This window comes from Microbacterium aurum (assembly GCF_016907815.1).
GTDB classification, from domain to species: domain Bacteria; phylum Actinomycetota; class Actinomycetes; order Actinomycetales; family Microbacteriaceae; genus Microbacterium; species Microbacterium aurum.
In genome coordinates, this window is sequence record NZ_JAFBCQ010000001.1 from 632,416 (window position 1) to 646,555 (window position 14,140).

A 14,140-nucleotide genomic window follows, 5' to 3' on the forward strand; every position below is an offset into this window, starting at 1 on the left:
AAGGTTTCCGATGATGACGATCTGCGTCCGCCCGCGAAGATCTAAGCGAGCGGACGCGGGGCTCTACGCGTGCGGACGCGGGGTGACGCCCAGACGCGCGCACGCTTCGTCGTAGAGCGCCACGATCTCGCGGCGGACCTCGCGCCGCTCGGTGATCTCGCCCCCAAGCCACGGCACGCGGATGACGTCCTCGGCGCCGTCGGCAGTGATGATGTGCCACTGGCCGGCGGCACCGTCGAAGGTGACCATCTCGGAGGAGATGACATCCGGCAGCGGCGAGAAGGCCCGCGCGATGAGCAGGTTGTCGTCGGCGTGGTCGTCGTTCATGTGACCGAGCACGCCGGTCAGGGCGGCGTCGTCGAAGGTGTGCGGCATGGCATAACCCTAATGATCGGATCGGCGCGTCCGCGTGCCCCCGCGTTCGGACCCGCCCGGGTTGTGATCTACGCTGAAGAGGAACATCGGGGGGTGAGAATGCGGCGTTTCCACCGCGGCCGGCGTGCCGTTGCCGTCGCCGGCGCGCTGGCGCTCGCCGCTCTGCTCGCCGCGTGCTCCGCGGAGCCCGCGAGCACCCTGACCCTGCCGGCGCAGGTCGAGGCGTCGCTGCCTGCCGAGACGCAGGCGCAGCTGCAGGCGGCAGTCGAGCAGGCCGTGGCGGCATCCGGAGCCACCGGCGCGGTCGTCGGCGTGTGGGCGCCGTGGTCGGGCACGTGGCAGGCGGGGGTCGGCACATCGGCACCGGGTGCCGGGGAGGTCACCGCCGCGACCACGTTCAAGGCCGGCGCGGTCACGCGGGCCATGACCTGCGACGTGCTGTATGGCCTGGCTCACGACGGCGTCGTGGCGCTGAACGACCCCGTCGGCGACTACGTGACGGGGATCGCGGGCGCCGAGACGACCACCCTCGAGCAGCTCTGCGACTCGACCAGCGGGCTCGCCTCGTACGCCCCGCTCATCGACAGCCGGATGCGGGCAGTGCCCGAGCGGTCGTGGAACCCGCGGGAACTGCTCGCGTACGGCATCTCGCGCGGCGTCGCCACGACGCCCGGGACGACGTTCGCCGACTCCGACACGAGCTACGTGCTGCTGGGCCTCGCGCTCGAGCACGCGTCCGGGCGCAGTGCAGCACAGCTGTACGACACGTACGTCTTCGGCCCCGCGGGCATGACGGCGACCGCGTTGCCGACCGCCGCCGATGTGGGGCTGAGCGGACTGTGGTCCGGCGATGCCGAGGACGGCAGCGTCGCGTGCGCGGCCCCCGTCGACGTCACGGCAGTCTCGCCGACGGCGGGATACACGGCATCCGGCGTCATCAGCGACCTCGCCGACCTGGGGCGGTACGTGCAGGCGCTCGCCGTCGGGGCGCGCGAGTACGACACCGACAAGCGCTTCGCGAACCCACTGCCGGTCAGCGCCGACGGTCCGTCGTGGTTCACCGCCGACGGCGGCGTCTACCAGGCCGGCAGCCTCGTCGGGCAGTACGGCTCGATCCTCGGATACCTCACGGCGGCGTTCGCCGACCGCAACACCGGGATGACGGTGGTCGTCGTGCTCAACAATTCCCGCGCCTCGGCCGACCTCGTGCGCAGCCTCGCGTGGGAGCTGGCCGCCATCGGCTCGAAGGCGCCGGCCGCCGCCGGGCAGACCGCGCCGGACGCGGGCCTGCCGTGGACGGCGGAGGAGATGGCGGCGCAGGTCGCCGCCACGGCCGTCTGCCCCCTGCCGGAGGCTCCGGCCGGGTGAACGCGGGCGCTCCCGTCGCGCCCGGGCTCGCCGCGTCGCCCGCCACCGGCGCGGTGCTGCTGGTCGTCGCGGGTCTGGCGTGCCAGGAGGTCGGCGCGTCGATCGCGGTGCTGCTGTTCCCGGAGGTCGGCCCCCTCGGCATGGTGATGCTGCGGCTGGCGTTCTCGGCGGTGGTGCTGCTCGCGATCGCGCGGCCGCACCTGCGCGGGCACGGTCACGCCGCCTGGACTGCGGTGGTGTCGTTCGGGCTCGTGCTCGCGCTGATGAACGGGCTGTTCTACCTCGCGCTCGAGCGGCTGCCGCTCGGAGTCACGGTCACGATCGAGGTGCTGGGGCCGCTCGTCCTGTCGATCATCGCGAGTCGCCGCGCCTCGGCGTGGCTGTGGGCGGGTCTCGCCTTCGCCGGGGTCGTCGCGCTCGGCGGCGGCGGGTGGGACCGGCTCGATCTGCTCGGCGTGCTGTTCGCCCTCGGCGCTGCGGCGAGCTGGGCGTTCTACATCCTGGCGTCGGCGCGCGTCGGGGCCGCGTTCCCGAAGCTCGACGGGCTGGCGCTGGCCATGACGGCGGGGGCGCTCGTCGCACTGCCGTTCGGCATCGCGGATGCCGGTGCCGCGCTCCTGCGTCCCGAGATCCTCGGGCTGGGTGCGGCGGTGGCCGTTCTCTCCTCCACGCTGCCGTACGCGTTCGAGCTCATTGCGCTGCGGCGACTGGCGGCATCCGCCTTCGCGATCCTCATGAGCCTCGCCCCGGCGACGGCGTCGCTCGCGGGCTTCGTGCTGCTGGGTCAGCAGCTGAACCTGCTGGAGCTTCTCGGCATCGCGCTCGTGATCGCGGCATCCATCGGCGCCGTCCGCGCCGCCGGCCGCCACGCCCGCGAGGCCGTCGAGCCGCTGGGGTGAGGCGGGCGGTGGGTGTGCTCGTCCGTCGCAAAGTGCGGCTATTCGGCTCTGTGGTCGCGATCTGTGACGGACGAGGGCGCCGCCGCGGGGTCTCGGCGCGGGTGTCGGCTACGCCGCGTCCGCCCGCAGCACAGGCACCCGTGTGAGCACCAGGCCCGCGACGGCCGCTCCGACGCCGCCGATCGCCATGTCGCCGATGGTGTCCTGATAGCCCACGAAGACCTCGTAGGAGATGAAGCGCCGGCCGGCCCACTCCACCATCTCCCATAGCGCGCTGAGCGCGAGTCCGACCGTCACGGCGACGACGGTGCCCGCCGCCGTGGCATCCGTCGAACGCGACGCGAGCACAGCTCCGAAACGAGCGAGCGCGAGCATCGCGCACACCGTGAGCACGCCCGTGCCCGCGAAATGCAGCAGCAGGTCCTGGCCAGCGGCATCCGGAGCCATCGGGGACCGTCGATGAATCGCGCCCCGCCCGTGAACGCGGCCACGCGCGGATGCTGCGCGGCGATGTCGACGATGCTCTGCACCCAGGCGGCGGAGGGGAGGCAATCGGCATCGAGGCGGAGCAGTAGATCGCCTCGAGTGTGATCGTAACCTCGTGCAGCGGCAGCGGGGATACCGGGGGCATCGCATCGCGTGACCGTCGCGCCAGCGGCGCGGGCGACGTCGGCGGAGTCATCGGTCGAGCCGTTGTCGACGACGACGATCTCATCGGGCGGTCGTGTCTGCGCCGCGAGCGCGCGCAGACACCGCCGGAGGGCGACGGCGTCGTCCTTGACGGGGATGACGACCGAGACGATCACGGCGGTGGTCACGTTCGCTCCTCTCTGCGGATTCCATTCCATCCGGTCGGGCGCGGGGGCTGTAGAGGCTTGCGTCGCGCCCGGCCGCCGGATACGCGAGCGCGCGCCACGTCGCTTCTGCAGGTGGGCCCGGTGCCGATCATCGGTCGAAGTCGACCGATCGTGCGGTGCGCCGCGTGCGCGGGGGCTTCGCCTGATTGCATGCGAAGGCACCCGTCCGACGCGCCCAGGAAGCTGCCCGATGCTCATCACCACCGACGAACGCACCCCATCTCCCCGCCGGATGCGGACGCCACGGCAGCGGTGGACGATGTTCGCGCAGCAGCAGCCGACGACGGCTCAGCTCGTCGTGTTCGTGGCGATCAACACCGGTGTGACCGTGCTGCAGCTGCTGCTCATGCCCGTGTTCAAGGCGACCGTGGCCGGAGGTACCCCGGACAGCTTTGCGGAGCGGGAGCACAGCGCGCCCGAGGTGTGGCTCCCGAAGCAGCCACCGGGTGGGTGGGGCGGCCCGGCACGCTGAGAACTCGACGACTACTTCACGTTGTGCGACACAGACCGTCGGACCGCCGCTAGAGCCTGCAGGTTTATCAGTCCGAAGTAGTTTCGGACTTGACATCAGGTGTCGTTTCCAGAGCCTGATTGGACTGGAGCGCCCTCAGAGGCGTCAAGACTGGACCGAGAAACACGCGGCTCCGCATCGGTGCGGGAAGAACGCATTCTGAAGCTACTTCAGACAAATGCTCCAGAAGATGTCCTGGTCAAACGCGGTTTCGTTCGCGCCACTCGCGTTGATGCGTGCCCCTGGGTGGCCTTGGCCGACATGAGCATCCCCGTGCGGTGGCGCCGGCGATGATGACGGCTCCCACCGCTGGCGTGTCGCCCTTCGCCAGCAAGCCTCCTCTCCGCGATGATCGGCACATAGCGATGCCCTTACACCTGGCTACGCTAGCCCGACTACTTCTCGAAGGAGACGAACATGACGGTTCCAGTCAGCAGAGATGTGACGTAGGCGCATGGATATCGGGCCCCTCTATCTTCAACACCGCGACACGCTCCACCGCGTCGCGGCATCCGTGTTGCGTGAAGTGGGGCTGCAGGGTGAGAAACAGGATGTGGTCAGCGACGCCATGTTGTCTCTCAGCGCGTCTCCGCCGACGGAGCAGATCGACAACTGGGAGGCGTATCTCGTGCGGGTGGTGAAGAACAAGGCATACGACCGCATACGCGCTGCAGACGTGATCCATTTCGGGCGCAGCCTGGACGTCGAAGAGGACGAGCGGAAGGATCGCACCGAAGACGTCCACTCCGACGCCGATGAGCGAATCGATGCCGTTCGCGTGGCACCGCACCTGCACGACAGCATGGCTGCTCTCACTGCACGCGAGCGATTCATACTGACGGAGGCTCTTGATAAGCATCGAACGCAGGGTGAGATTGCGGAGGAGCTCGGCGTGAGCCGCCCCCGGGTGAACCAGATCTTGAACCAGGCGTTGCAGAAGTTGCGGGATGACCTCGAATCGAAAGGAGTAATCAGGTGAACGAAGAAGAGTTCGACCAGCTCCTTGCCGATCTGGTTGCTCAACCGGCCGAGCGATCCCGAATCCTTGCCGACGCGCGAATCAGCGAAACCGAGCGCCGAAGGTTGCGCGAACTGCTCGCTGTCGCGGACGCGACGTGGCTGGCCGCGCAAGGAGCACCGCCGCTCGAAGATGATCCGACTGCGGCGATGCTCGGACTCGTGCCGGACCGAGCCTGCGCCCTCGACCCCGCCTCTTTCAAGCGGGCACGACAACGAGCCAACACAGCACCCAGCGCGCTTGCACAGCGGCTGTCCGCCCGAGGCTGGAGGTATTCGACCGCTGACGTTGCCCGTTGGCAGACGCACGCCGCGAGCGTACCCCCTGCTTTGGTGCAGGCAATCGCTGAAGAACTCGGCGTCAGTGTGGACACGCTAATCCAGCACGTCGCCCCTGCCCCAGATCGCTTTGAAGCCGTACGACAGGCCCCACGGTTCGAGCACTTGGTGTCGCGGTGGGCGCGCAGACGCCGAGTGGAGTTGCCGGTCGCGAGATCTGAACTCATCGGGCGGATGACTGCGACCGTCCACCGCGGGCAACTCCCAGAGGCGGACCAGGTACTTGGCGCCTTGGAGCTTCTGGTGAGTTCATTGGAGGACGACGAGACCGGTGAACGTTGACGCGTGCGTGCGCCTAGCCGTAGCCGCCGTGCCCAGCGACGTGCGGGCAGGGTTCATCGATGACCCGCTGGAGACGATGACGGGCAGGCTGGGCCTGACCGTGCGAGCCGCGCCGCAGCTTGCGAGCGCTCGCGCGGATGGCGGGTTCTGCGACGGGATGTCCTTCCTGGATGACGGCGTCATCTTGTATCGACCCACGGGCAACCGACGCGAGAACTTCACGCTCGCCCACGAACTCGGGCATTACATCGTCAACACGCTCGACCGGGTCGTGGACTGGCTCGCGGACAACGACGACGACGGCCGTGTACTCGAGACGATCTGCGACAGGTTCGCTCGTGAACTCCTTCTCCCCACCAACGTCGCGGCGGAGTTGGTTGGAAGGGGACCTGTTCGGGCTCGGCATGTCCTCGAGCTGTACTCGGCTACCAGCGCCAGTCACCCCGTCTGCATGATCGCTCTCGCGCAGCAGATGCGGGAGCTTGGGGCCATCGCCCTCATCGACCGAACCACCGGGGAGGTAACGGACGCCAGTGTCCGTCCCGACCCGGAGCTGGGATGGCCGAAGGTGATTCCGTGGCGTGGCCAGCGGATGCCGCAAGGCCACCACCTCCTGGGACTCGAAGAAGGCACCGGTCGGACCGAACGCCTCACTTGGCACGGCACTTGGGGTGACGAGGACTTCTTCATCGACGCGGTCGGCGCGCGCAACAAAATCGTGTGCGTGTTCGCCGCAACCGATATCTGGACCCCCGGGTCCGCAGCTCCACTCATCTCCCGAGATTTCGACACGCGTCCTCACCTGCGGGGCACCTGCTGTGGTCGGGACTTCCAGGTGGCTGGGTATCCGTGCCCGAAGTGCAAGAAGCCGTTTTGTCCCAGCTGTGGGCTCTGCCCTTGTCAGCGATCATCTGCGGCCGACGCGCTGTGCGACGAGTGTTTCCGTCTGTTCAGGCCGCACCTGCTCGAAGGTGGCCTCTGCGTGGAGTGTCGCTAGCCCTTACACCTTTGCTTGCTGCGCCGACTACTTGGTGAGGCGGTCAGGAAGGCCGCCCGACGAGGGGAGGGGAGACATGGCAAAGAACACCGGACAGGGACACCGCATCGGTGCCGTGCGTGGACGGAGCGAGTTCCAGCACAACGGCAGCTGGTTCAAGCGCGACGCCGGCACGGGCCGCCTCATGAACGGCAGCCCGAATCAGCACAAGGGCGTCCGCAACGAGAAGTGAGACCGGGGCGGCCGGGGGTCGGCCGCCCCTCGAATCTGAGGAGAAACCAATGAACGACAACAACGCCGACCGCGGAAGCGGTCACAAGAACACCGAGATCATCGTCAACGGCACGCCCTACGACGTCCGCGACGACACGGTTACCCGCGAGCAGGTCATCGCACTGGCCTACCCCGAACCTCCGGCGCCGGACACGCGGTTCACCGTGACGTTCTACAACGCACAGAAGCCGAAGGAAGGCACCCTGGCGGCGGGACGGTCCGTCGAAGTCAAGAAGAAGGGCACCGTCTTCAATGTCAAGGCAACTGTTAAGTCGTAGCGACGACCTGCGCCGCCTCGTCGACGAGGGCTACGAGGTCCAGTTCCCCTCCAACATGCTCACGCTGAGCGTGCCGTACGTGAACAGCGGCGGACAGGTTGCGCGCGGCCGGCTGGTCTCTACGCTGGAGTCCGCCGGCGACCGCACCGCAAACCCCGTGGCCGATCACACCGTGTTCTTCATCGGAGCGAGTGGAAGCGCCGATGACCTGCCCTGCGATGCCAGCGGTCAGCCGCTGACGGCGCTGATGCACCAGCAGGGGGCGGTTGAGATCGGTGCGGGGCTGATCGCGAGCTGCGGGTTCTCGCACAAGCCCCCCACCGGATACCCGGACTACTACGAGAAGATGACGACATACGCCGCCATCCTCCTCGCCGAGGTGCATCACGTCGACCCCGATGTGAGGGTGGAGACCTTTGCGCCGCTGGCAGCGGAGGACGGTGAGTCGGTGCATCGCTACTTCGACTCAGCCACCAGCCGTGCCCGCATCGGCGCGGTTGCCGACAAGGTCAAGGGCCACCGGGTGGGCCTCATCGGACTGGGCGGCACGGGCGCGTACATCCTGGACGCGGTCAGCAAGACCCACGCTGCAGAGATCCACCTCTACGACGGGGACGTCTATCGGCCGCACAACGCCTTCAGAGCCCCCGGCGCGACGACACTCGAAGAGCTCGCTGAGGCGCCGACGAAGGTCGATCACCACCAGCGCACATACAGCGCCATGCACCGAGGGATCGTCGCCCACCCCGACAACATCACGGAGGGCAACATCGAGCAACTGCGCGACATGGATTTCGTGTTCATCGCAATTGACTCCGGCCCGCACAAGCGCATGATCATCGAGTATCTGTTTCGATTCGGGGTTCCCTTCGTCGACACCGGCATGGGCATCGACCAGGTCGGGAGCGCGCTCGGCGGGCTCATCAGGACCTCACGTCTGGATCCCGCAACCGACACGATGGACTGGGCGGACGCGAACCTCTCCTTCACAGACAGCGATGACCCGTACGAACAGAACATCCAGGTCGTCGAGCTGAACATGCTTAACGCGGCGCACGCGGTGATCGCGTGGAAGAAGCACATCGGCTTCTACCGCGACTACGGCAACGAGATCTCCAGTAACTACACGTTGGACGGCAACAAGCTCATGAACGACAGCCGGGACGATGCGCACTGATTCGTTTCGCTACCTCGACGTTGAGTTCATTCCCCTCACCCTCGAGCCCAGGATCCTCTACGTCACGGATACCTACCGCACCTCCGCGCACCTGTGTGCCTGCGGATGCGGCACGAAGGTATTTCTCCCGCTGAGCCCGGTTGAGTGGACCGTGCGCCATGATCCGGAGGGCGTCACCGTTCGGCCCTCGGTCGGCAACTGGGAGTTCCCCTGTCGATCTCACTACTTCATCACGGGCGGGGTGGTCCAGTGGGCGCGCAGTTGGGATCAGGATCGCGTTGAGTACGCGAGGAGAAGCGACGAACAGGACCTTGACGCCTACTTCCGCGGTCGGAAGCGACGCGGGCTCTGGCGTCGGTTCAAGGCGTGGTTCCTGGGACGATGAGGTGCATCTCCGTGGTCATCCGAGAGCGGCCAAGCGGATAGTCATCGGAATCGCGGAGCAGTCGTCGCCATCGCGCCCGACCTCGTGCCGGAACCCTCCTCACCGAGCTCACCGGTCCGCAGCGCGCGCGGCCCTCTCCGAAGCGGGGTTACACCGAATCGAGACCGCGCGTCGGAGCCGAGCGACGACTCCCGCATGGTCGAGACGCACGAGCCTCGTGTGCATGCTCCAGACCCATGACGTGACGGTGCCGATGCGAATCCAGAGCCTCCCGACCGCGAGCGCCGCAGTGCCGCACTCATGGTGAACATGAGCAAACGTAAAGGCCCGAGGAAGCAGCGAGAGCGGGAGGGCAGGTTCCTGCGATCCAGCAGGTCAAGGCTGATCCTTGCCCTGACGATCATCGCCCCCATCTCAAGCATCGCGCACGAGACGACCTCGCTCATACTGATGCTCGTACGGTGAGCCGGATCGAACTCCATCGGTGCCGCCGTTCGCTGCTGGATGAGCGCCTGAATGCGTGAGCCGGACCGCAGGCAATGATGTGAGAGTTTCTGGCAGCGCCGCGTACATCATGGTTAGCCGGCACCGCCAACGGTACGTCGGAGGTCCAACGGTAGAATCAGAAGCGGCGTCGGTCGGAGAGGAGCAGTCATGGCAAACGTGCACGATGTGGCAATCCACATCCTTCAAGGCGGCAAGATGAGCGCCATGAAGCTCCAGAAGCTCGTGTACTACAGCCAAGCGTGGAGTCTCGCCTGGGATGACAAGCCGCTCTTCCCTGAGGAGATCCAGGCGTGGGTGCACGGTCCCGTCGTTCGGGAGCTGTACCGGAACCATCAGGGCAAGTACATGGTGGACCCGTCCGACTTTCCCACTGGAGACGCGGGGCGGCTCGAGGCGGGCGACATCGAGACCATCGAGGCGGTGCTCGCCTCGTACGGCAATATGTCCGCCGCACAATTGAGTGCGCTGACACATGCTGAGTTGCCATGGAAGCAGGCGCGTCAGGGACTCGATACCGGGGACCCAGGAACATTCCCCATCACTCACGAGTCGATGCGCTCCTATTACTCGAGCCTCAGCGAGTCGGAGTCAGGCGTACAGAGCGTCGAAGACGTGAACTTCCCCGCGTGGGTGCGCTGACTGTTACATGGCGAAACGAACGACCCTCTCTGCCCTGACGCCTGAACCGGGACCGTGGTTCTTGGATTGGTCGCGAACAGACAGAGAAGGCCCCTTCCCGTGGCCTGCCAGCTCGACGAAAGACTTCTATCTCCTCGCCGGCTATCTGGCTCGGCTCAATGAGCTCTCGTTGGATGAGGTCATGTCGCTGGAGCGCGTGTACGGCGGTTCTGCCGTGCACGCGCTCGCGGAGTGGGACCTGAGCGAAGCGGCCGAGAAGCGTTGGTCGGAGATCTATCAACGCGGGGGCTTCGACGACGCGGATTCGCCGCAGCTTGACGTCATCACCATGACCTACTGCATCAAGCAAGTGGATGCGCGCCGGGTCATCGTTGCCCTCGACTCACAGGCCAGAGTCGCGTACCCACTCTGGTGGGACACGAAGCACGAGGTGTCCGGCTCGAATCGGGACAGCCAACCTGCGCCCTGCGTGCACGAGGGCTGCCACCATCTCCCGGACTCGGCCTAGGTCGCATTTCGAGTCTGTCAGCGGCACCACGGGTAGCCGCGCTTCATCTCCACGTAGCGAGAGCCGTAGTACCGACACACGGTGTCCCAGGTGTAGTACTTGCTGGTGGTGTAGGGGATGCCCGCGCGCCACGGCATCACCCACCACTTGCAGGTGACGCCACCGGAAGAGCTGTAGGCGTTCATGTACCCGGACTTGCCGACCGTGATGCCCACGGGTCGAGTGTTGTAGCAATACTGGTACCACTCGGGGATGAAGACTGTGCGGGCGATGGTGCTCACCGTCTTGACGCCCGCAGGCTGCGCGGCATGAGCAGAAGCGGCGGCCACGGGCGACAACGTGAGCAGGCCGGCAAGTGCGACCGCTGTGGTGATTGATCGTACGGTTCGTGCGGACACGGGTTCCTCCATTGAGAGAGATCGAGCGGCGGCAGAGTGTGCTCCGAACCGCATCGATGAGCATGCTGCGGACCTCGGACGGGATAGCGACCGTGGGTCGCTTCCGTGTGGTAACTCCTCTGGCATCAGAATGCCGCGCCGCAGTTGGTGGGTATACAGTCCTTTGCCGAACTGACCGAAATCCGCTCTCAACGGACACGGGTGGACAAAGGGCAGTCAGGAAGATCAGAATCAGGCCTGTGAAGGAAACGGGTGTTCCAGGGAGGACCTACTCAGGAATGCCCTGCGTGGTGTGCGGAGCGCCCACGGAGGTGCCGAAAACCCGACCGCACGCAAGCACATCATTGGTGCGTCGAGTGCGGCGGTGCGTTAACGGCCACGTGTTCGGTACCGTGGAGACGCCCACGCCACCGGACGTCCGGACTTCGCGGTCCGCCGTTCCAGCGACGACCAGCTGGCCGCGGCCCCCTTCGCGCGCGTCACCCTGCGTGACGACATCTTCAGCATCCTCTTTAAGCGGAAAGGGCCGCTATCGGACGCTGCAGTCGATAGCGTGGTAGATGAAGCAATCACGGATATCGAGCGCCAACTTCCCGAACTTCCAACAAGGCTCTCGGCCGAAGAGTTCCGACGTCACCCCTCAATCGTCGGAGCCATCCCGGATGCCGCGATCTCCGAGGCTGTCGAGAGAGTGCTCCGCAATCGCGACGGTGCGCCCTATCGCGTGGCCGAGTTGCTCTACGCGATGGCGATCCACGGCCGCAATGACAACCGGCCTGGGTGGCCCGGAGCACTGGCGGTGTTGAACTGGCTGCAGGCGCGCCACCCCGGCGTTCAACCCAGCCAGCAACGCGGCCAGGTCGCCGACCAGCACTGGCCGCGGCTCGCCGTACCTCACCGCATGGATTGGCGACCCGAAAAAGTAATGAAGAGAGACGAGAGGACACCTGACTTCGAGATAAGGCAGTTGCGGAAGGGAGTTCATGCGGCTCTGTGGGGGCGCCAGGATGCGGACGCCAAGGCGCTCATGATCGCGCATCTGGTGCTCAGCGATATCCGAGGACAACGAATCGTCCAGTCGACCCAGATCTCCGCCTCTGTGCTGGCACACCTGCGCCGCGTCGACGATGTTGGCTACTTGAGATGGGCGACCATCGTGAAGAAGATCAGGGGCATCAGAGAGTTCGCTGACGAAGCGGCTGACCTGATTCACGCTCCGTCACCGCGGCTGCTGGTGACCCAGAATTGGCGACGATGGGCCCGAGCTTAGGTGCCGCTACTGGGCGGCTTCACTGCTGTGGCAGGACCGGCCCCCGCGGGCGTTGAAATCGCCCCTCGGCTCAGCGACCGCCGATACAATGGCTACGACGCCGCGGACGCAGGTTGTACAGAAGCTCCTCGACACATCCCCGCCCGCCGAGGGCGACCGCCGGTTCACGCTACATGTTGGGCTGCTGCACGAACGTCGGTCCTACGCAGGGGCGTTCTGGTATGTCGGTGACGGTCTGCAGCTGCATGGCGCCGCTACAGCAGCGACACCCACCACACCGCCACAAGGGCAGCCGCGAGGCACAGAGCCAGTGGCACTAGTGCCCAGAGGTATCGCCACGCCGCTAGGCAGAGGATCGCGATGACCAGCGCCCCAATACCGCAAACAACAAAGGCGGACGTGGTGAGCCACCCGGTCTGCTCGACGATGAGCCCTCCGTCGGCGGCTCTCCACACACACTCTCGACCTGCGGGAAACAGCGTGGCGCGCGCCGCAACCAGCGCGTTCTCCGCGGAGCTGATACCCGAGGCCGGCGCGCTCACCAGGCAGCGGTACTCGATGTTCTCTCGTGTGCTCGCTAGCAAGTCAACCGCGAGCACCGCGGCGGCAAGCGCACAAACCAGAGCCCAACCAGCGACGAGCGAAGGTACCCAGGAGGGCACCCCCGCTCGTCGTTGTGACTTCATCACGTGTCAGGCGTAGCAGTCGTACGCGACCGGCGCGTTGTTTCCATAGTTGCCCGAGGCCCAGCATTTGGGCGGCGCGGTCCAGTTGCGTGATTCGCTCAACGTCGCCCGCGCGCCGGAACTGCTGCTCGTGATACCCATGCAGTCCGTATTGGAAAGCCACGGCTGGAGAACGCACCCAGTCTCGTTTACGGCCTGAATCACACCACCGATCTTGCCCGTGTTGTCGAGCCCCCGGGGGGCGAAGACGGTTAGCATCACCTCCTGCGCTCCGGATGGGTAAGCGGGAATCGCCTGGGGAGTCCTGATTCCGATAGCGATGCTGTTGCGGTTGCAAGGATCCGAGTTGTCGTTGTAGTCGGCGTAGGCGCCGACTGAAGATGCCATCGGTCCGATGCCCGAGCCGGTGTTGACTAGCGCGTACCAGCTCCAGCCGTAGTTCTTCGCGAAGGGATAGTCCTGAGGATGTCCGCTACCGCATGTTTCCGCGTCGGGGCGGCTGGTGAACACGTTCACCTCAGCCTCCCAGCCGTCATCGGCTGCCATCGCAGTCGTGCTCGCGGTTGAACCGTCCCAGTACAGGAATTGCTCGAAGTAGACGGTCGAGGTGTCTGCGCGGAAGATGCTGATGCCTGCCTGGGTGGGCTTCCACGTGGAGGGTTTCGCCGTCGCTCGCTGCAGGGCCGCTGCGGCTGGACTTTGCCCGTTCAGCTCAGGGATCTGCTCTCGATAGTGTCTGAGTTGCTCTGACGCCGCCGGGTTCGCGGCTGGGGCGACATACTCTGCGGCCAACGTGGGCACCGTCTGTGCCGAGCGTGAGCGAGACACTGACTTCGCCTCCTCTACCGGCACGGCGACGCGCACGGCGACGACCTGCGGCTCAGTTTCTAGAGAACGGCTAATCTCATCGACGAACTCCTCCGCGGATACTCCGCTCAGAGGGCTGAACTCTCCCGTGAACTCCGCGTTCTCGAACTCATACGCGACGACGTCATACCCGCCGACGCTCTCGGTCGCCACTGCATCGACCAGGCTGATCGCGTGAGAGAAGGGAATGCTGATGGTCGTCGTTGTGGTCTGTTCCCGCGCTTTACTCTCGCGCGTATCGGGGACTTCCGAAGCGTTGGCGGGTGCGGCCGCCGCGAGCAGGATCAGCAGCGCCGCTCCCGTAGCTCCGAACAGGCTTGGACTTGCAGGCATGAGCTCTCCTTCGAGTCGCGGGCGGGTCCGCCTATTGCGGGTTGTCCGGCACGTCGAGCTCGGTTCCCTCGTCATGCATCTCGAAGCGGTTGCCGTATGCACAGGAGCCACGTCGTCGCGCTCTTGGCGCTCGCCCCGTCGCACCGGTGCGCTCGGTGTTTGATGTCGTTGGCA

Annotated in this window: 17 protein-coding genes and 1 pseudogene; 13 read left to right on the top strand and 5 right to left on the bottom strand. The window is 66.1% G+C overall.

Annotated features, from left to right (window positions below; translation table 11 throughout):
- Nucleotides 1–63 precede the first annotated feature (63 nt).
- Nucleotides 64–375: a DUF2470 domain-containing protein gene (locus JOD60_RS16605; protein ID WP_076688475.1), complete on the bottom strand. Its 312-nt coding sequence runs from the start codon at nt 373–375 to the stop codon at nt 64–66.
- Nucleotides 376–474: 99 nt separating this feature from the next.
- Here JOD60_RS16605 and JOD60_RS03145 point away from each other — a divergent pair, with 99 nt between their 5' ends.
- Together JOD60_RS03145 and JOD60_RS03150 are read left to right on the top strand one after the other, a co-directional pair.
- Complete coding sequence (locus tag JOD60_RS03145; RefSeq protein ID WP_076688477.1) at nt 475–1,743, top strand: serine hydrolase domain-containing protein; 1,269 nt, start codon at nt 475–477, stop codon at nt 1,741–1,743.
- Nucleotides 1,740–2,642 carry an EamA family transporter gene (locus JOD60_RS03150; protein ID WP_232321675.1) on the top strand — a complete coding sequence of 301 codons (903 nt, stop codon included), beginning with the start codon at nt 1,740–1,742 and terminating at the stop codon, nt 2,640–2,642. Before JOD60_RS03145 ends, JOD60_RS03150 begins: the two co-directional genes overlap by 4 nt.
- Before the next feature lie 108 nt (nt 2,643–2,750).
- Here JOD60_RS03150 and JOD60_RS16610 read toward each other — a convergent pair whose 3' ends face one another.
- Nucleotides 2,751–3,089 carry a DUF2238 domain-containing protein gene (locus tag JOD60_RS16610; protein ID WP_232321803.1) on the bottom strand — a complete coding sequence of 113 codons (339 nt, stop codon included), beginning with the start codon at nt 3,087–3,089 and terminating at the stop codon, nt 2,751–2,753.
- Between the two features lie 20 nt (nt 3,090–3,109).
- Nucleotides 3,110–3,697: pseudogene (locus tag JOD60_RS17120) on the bottom strand (glycosyltransferase family 2 protein); the annotation flags it as partial.
- Between JOD60_RS17120 and JOD60_RS03165 the strand changes: the two are divergent.
- The 10 genes from JOD60_RS03165 (at nt 3,690) to JOD60_RS03210 (ending at nt 10,412) form a co-directional block, all read left to right on the top strand.
- A complete protein-coding gene (locus JOD60_RS03165; RefSeq protein WP_076688481.1) occupies nt 3,690–3,971 on the top strand; it encodes a hypothetical protein in 282 nt (93 codons plus the stop codon). The pseudogene JOD60_RS17120 and the gene JOD60_RS03165 overlap by 8 nt on opposite strands.
- Nucleotides 3,972–4,464: 493 nt before the next feature.
- On the top strand, nt 4,465–4,989 hold the full coding sequence (locus JOD60_RS03170) for a sigma-70 family RNA polymerase sigma factor (protein WP_076688483.1): 525 nt from the start codon (nt 4,465–4,467) through the stop codon (nt 4,987–4,989).
- Nucleotides 4,986–5,648, top strand: a complete 663-nt coding sequence (locus JOD60_RS03175) for a hypothetical protein (protein WP_157127812.1) — start codon at nt 4,986–4,988, stop codon at nt 5,646–5,648. Before JOD60_RS03170 ends, JOD60_RS03175 begins: the two co-directional genes overlap by 4 nt.
- Nucleotides 5,638–6,645, top strand: coding sequence for an ImmA/IrrE family metallo-endopeptidase (locus JOD60_RS03180; RefSeq protein ID WP_076688485.1), 1,008 nt, complete (start codon nt 5,638–5,640; stop codon nt 6,643–6,645). Before JOD60_RS03175 ends, JOD60_RS03180 begins: the two co-directional genes overlap by 11 nt.
- 76 nt (nt 6,646–6,721) lie before the next feature.
- Nucleotides 6,722–6,877: a hypothetical protein gene (locus tag JOD60_RS03185; RefSeq protein WP_198159102.1), complete on the top strand. Its 156-nt coding sequence runs from the start codon at nt 6,722–6,724 to the stop codon at nt 6,875–6,877.
- Between the two features lie 49 nt (nt 6,878–6,926).
- Complete coding sequence (locus JOD60_RS03190; protein WP_076688487.1) at nt 6,927–7,196, top strand: multiubiquitin domain-containing protein; 270 nt, start codon at nt 6,927–6,929, stop codon at nt 7,194–7,196.
- Nucleotides 7,171–8,373, top strand: coding sequence for a ThiF family adenylyltransferase (locus JOD60_RS03195; RefSeq protein WP_076688489.1), 1,203 nt, complete (start codon nt 7,171–7,173; stop codon nt 8,371–8,373). The genes JOD60_RS03190 and JOD60_RS03195 overlap by 26 nt, the downstream gene beginning before the upstream one ends.
- Complete coding sequence (locus JOD60_RS03200) at nt 8,363–8,758, top strand: ubiquitination-like system serine protease family protein (protein ID WP_076688491.1); 396 nt, start codon at nt 8,363–8,365, stop codon at nt 8,756–8,758. The genes JOD60_RS03195 and JOD60_RS03200 overlap by 11 nt, the downstream gene beginning before the upstream one ends.
- A gap of 654 nt (nt 8,759–9,412) precedes the next feature.
- Nucleotides 9,413–9,904: a Panacea domain-containing protein gene (locus JOD60_RS03205; protein WP_076688494.1), complete on the top strand. Its 492-nt coding sequence runs from the start codon at nt 9,413–9,415 to the stop codon at nt 9,902–9,904.
- Between the two features lie 7 nt (nt 9,905–9,911).
- Nucleotides 9,912–10,412, top strand: a complete 501-nt coding sequence (locus JOD60_RS03210) for a hypothetical protein (RefSeq protein ID WP_157127814.1) — start codon at nt 9,912–9,914, stop codon at nt 10,410–10,412.
- A 17-nt stretch (nt 10,413–10,429) separates the two neighbouring features.
- Here JOD60_RS03210 and JOD60_RS03215 read toward each other — a convergent pair whose 3' ends face one another.
- Entirely contained in the window at nt 10,430–10,693 is a 264-nt protein-coding gene (locus tag JOD60_RS03215) for a hypothetical protein (protein ID WP_157127815.1), read from the bottom strand.
- Nucleotides 10,694–11,363: 670 nt separating this feature from the next.
- Here JOD60_RS03215 and JOD60_RS03220 point away from each other — a divergent pair.
- Complete coding sequence (locus tag JOD60_RS03220; protein ID WP_157127816.1) at nt 11,364–12,080, top strand: ATP cone domain-containing protein; 717 nt, start codon at nt 11,364–11,366, stop codon at nt 12,078–12,080.
- A gap of 692 nt (nt 12,081–12,772) precedes the next feature.
- On the opposite strand, the gene JOD60_RS03225 is transcribed toward JOD60_RS03220, so the two are convergent.
- Entirely contained in the window at nt 12,773–13,966 is a 1,194-nt protein-coding gene (locus tag JOD60_RS03225; protein ID WP_076688506.1) for a hypothetical protein, read from the bottom strand.
- Nucleotides 13,967–14,140 lie beyond the last annotated feature (174 nt).

Excerpts from the sequence above, each read along its gene's own strand:
- JOD60_RS03165 (WP_076688481.1), top strand. The coding sequence starts at position 3,690 with ATGCTCATCACCACCGACGAACGCACCCCATCTCCCCGCCGGATGCGG.
- JOD60_RS03195 (WP_076688489.1), top strand. The coding sequence starts at position 7,171 with ATGTCAAGGCAACTGTTAAGTCGTAGCGACGACCTGCGCCGCCTCGTC.
- JOD60_RS03170 (WP_076688483.1), top strand. The coding sequence starts at position 4,465 with ATGGATATCGGGCCCCTCTATCTTCAACACCGCGACACGCTCCACCGC.
- JOD60_RS03185 (WP_198159102.1), top strand. The coding sequence starts at position 6,722 with ATGGCAAAGAACACCGGACAGGGACACCGCATCGGTGCCGTGCGTGGA.
- JOD60_RS03210 (WP_157127814.1), top strand. The coding sequence starts at position 9,912 with ATGGCGAAACGAACGACCCTCTCTGCCCTGACGCCTGAACCGGGACCG.
- JOD60_RS03190 (WP_076688487.1), top strand. The coding sequence starts at position 6,927 with ATGAACGACAACAACGCCGACCGCGGAAGCGGTCACAAGAACACCGAG.
- JOD60_RS03200 (WP_076688491.1), top strand. The coding sequence starts at position 8,363 with ATGCGCACTGATTCGTTTCGCTACCTCGACGTTGAGTTCATTCCCCTC.
- JOD60_RS16605 (WP_076688475.1), bottom strand. The coding sequence starts at position 375 with ATGCCGCACACCTTCGACGACGCCGCCCTGACCGGCGTGCTCGGTCAC.
- JOD60_RS03225 (WP_076688506.1), bottom strand. The coding sequence starts at position 13,966 with ATGCCTGCAAGTCCAAGCCTGTTCGGAGCTACGGGAGCGGCGCTGCTG.
- JOD60_RS03205 (WP_076688494.1), top strand. The coding sequence starts at position 9,413 with ATGGCAAACGTGCACGATGTGGCAATCCACATCCTTCAAGGCGGCAAG.
- JOD60_RS03145 (WP_076688477.1), top strand. The coding sequence starts at position 475 with ATGCGGCGTTTCCACCGCGGCCGGCGTGCCGTTGCCGTCGCCGGCGCG.
- JOD60_RS16610 (WP_232321803.1), bottom strand. The coding sequence starts at position 3,089 with ATGGCTCCGGATGCCGCTGGCCAGGACCTGCTGCTGCATTTCGCGGGC.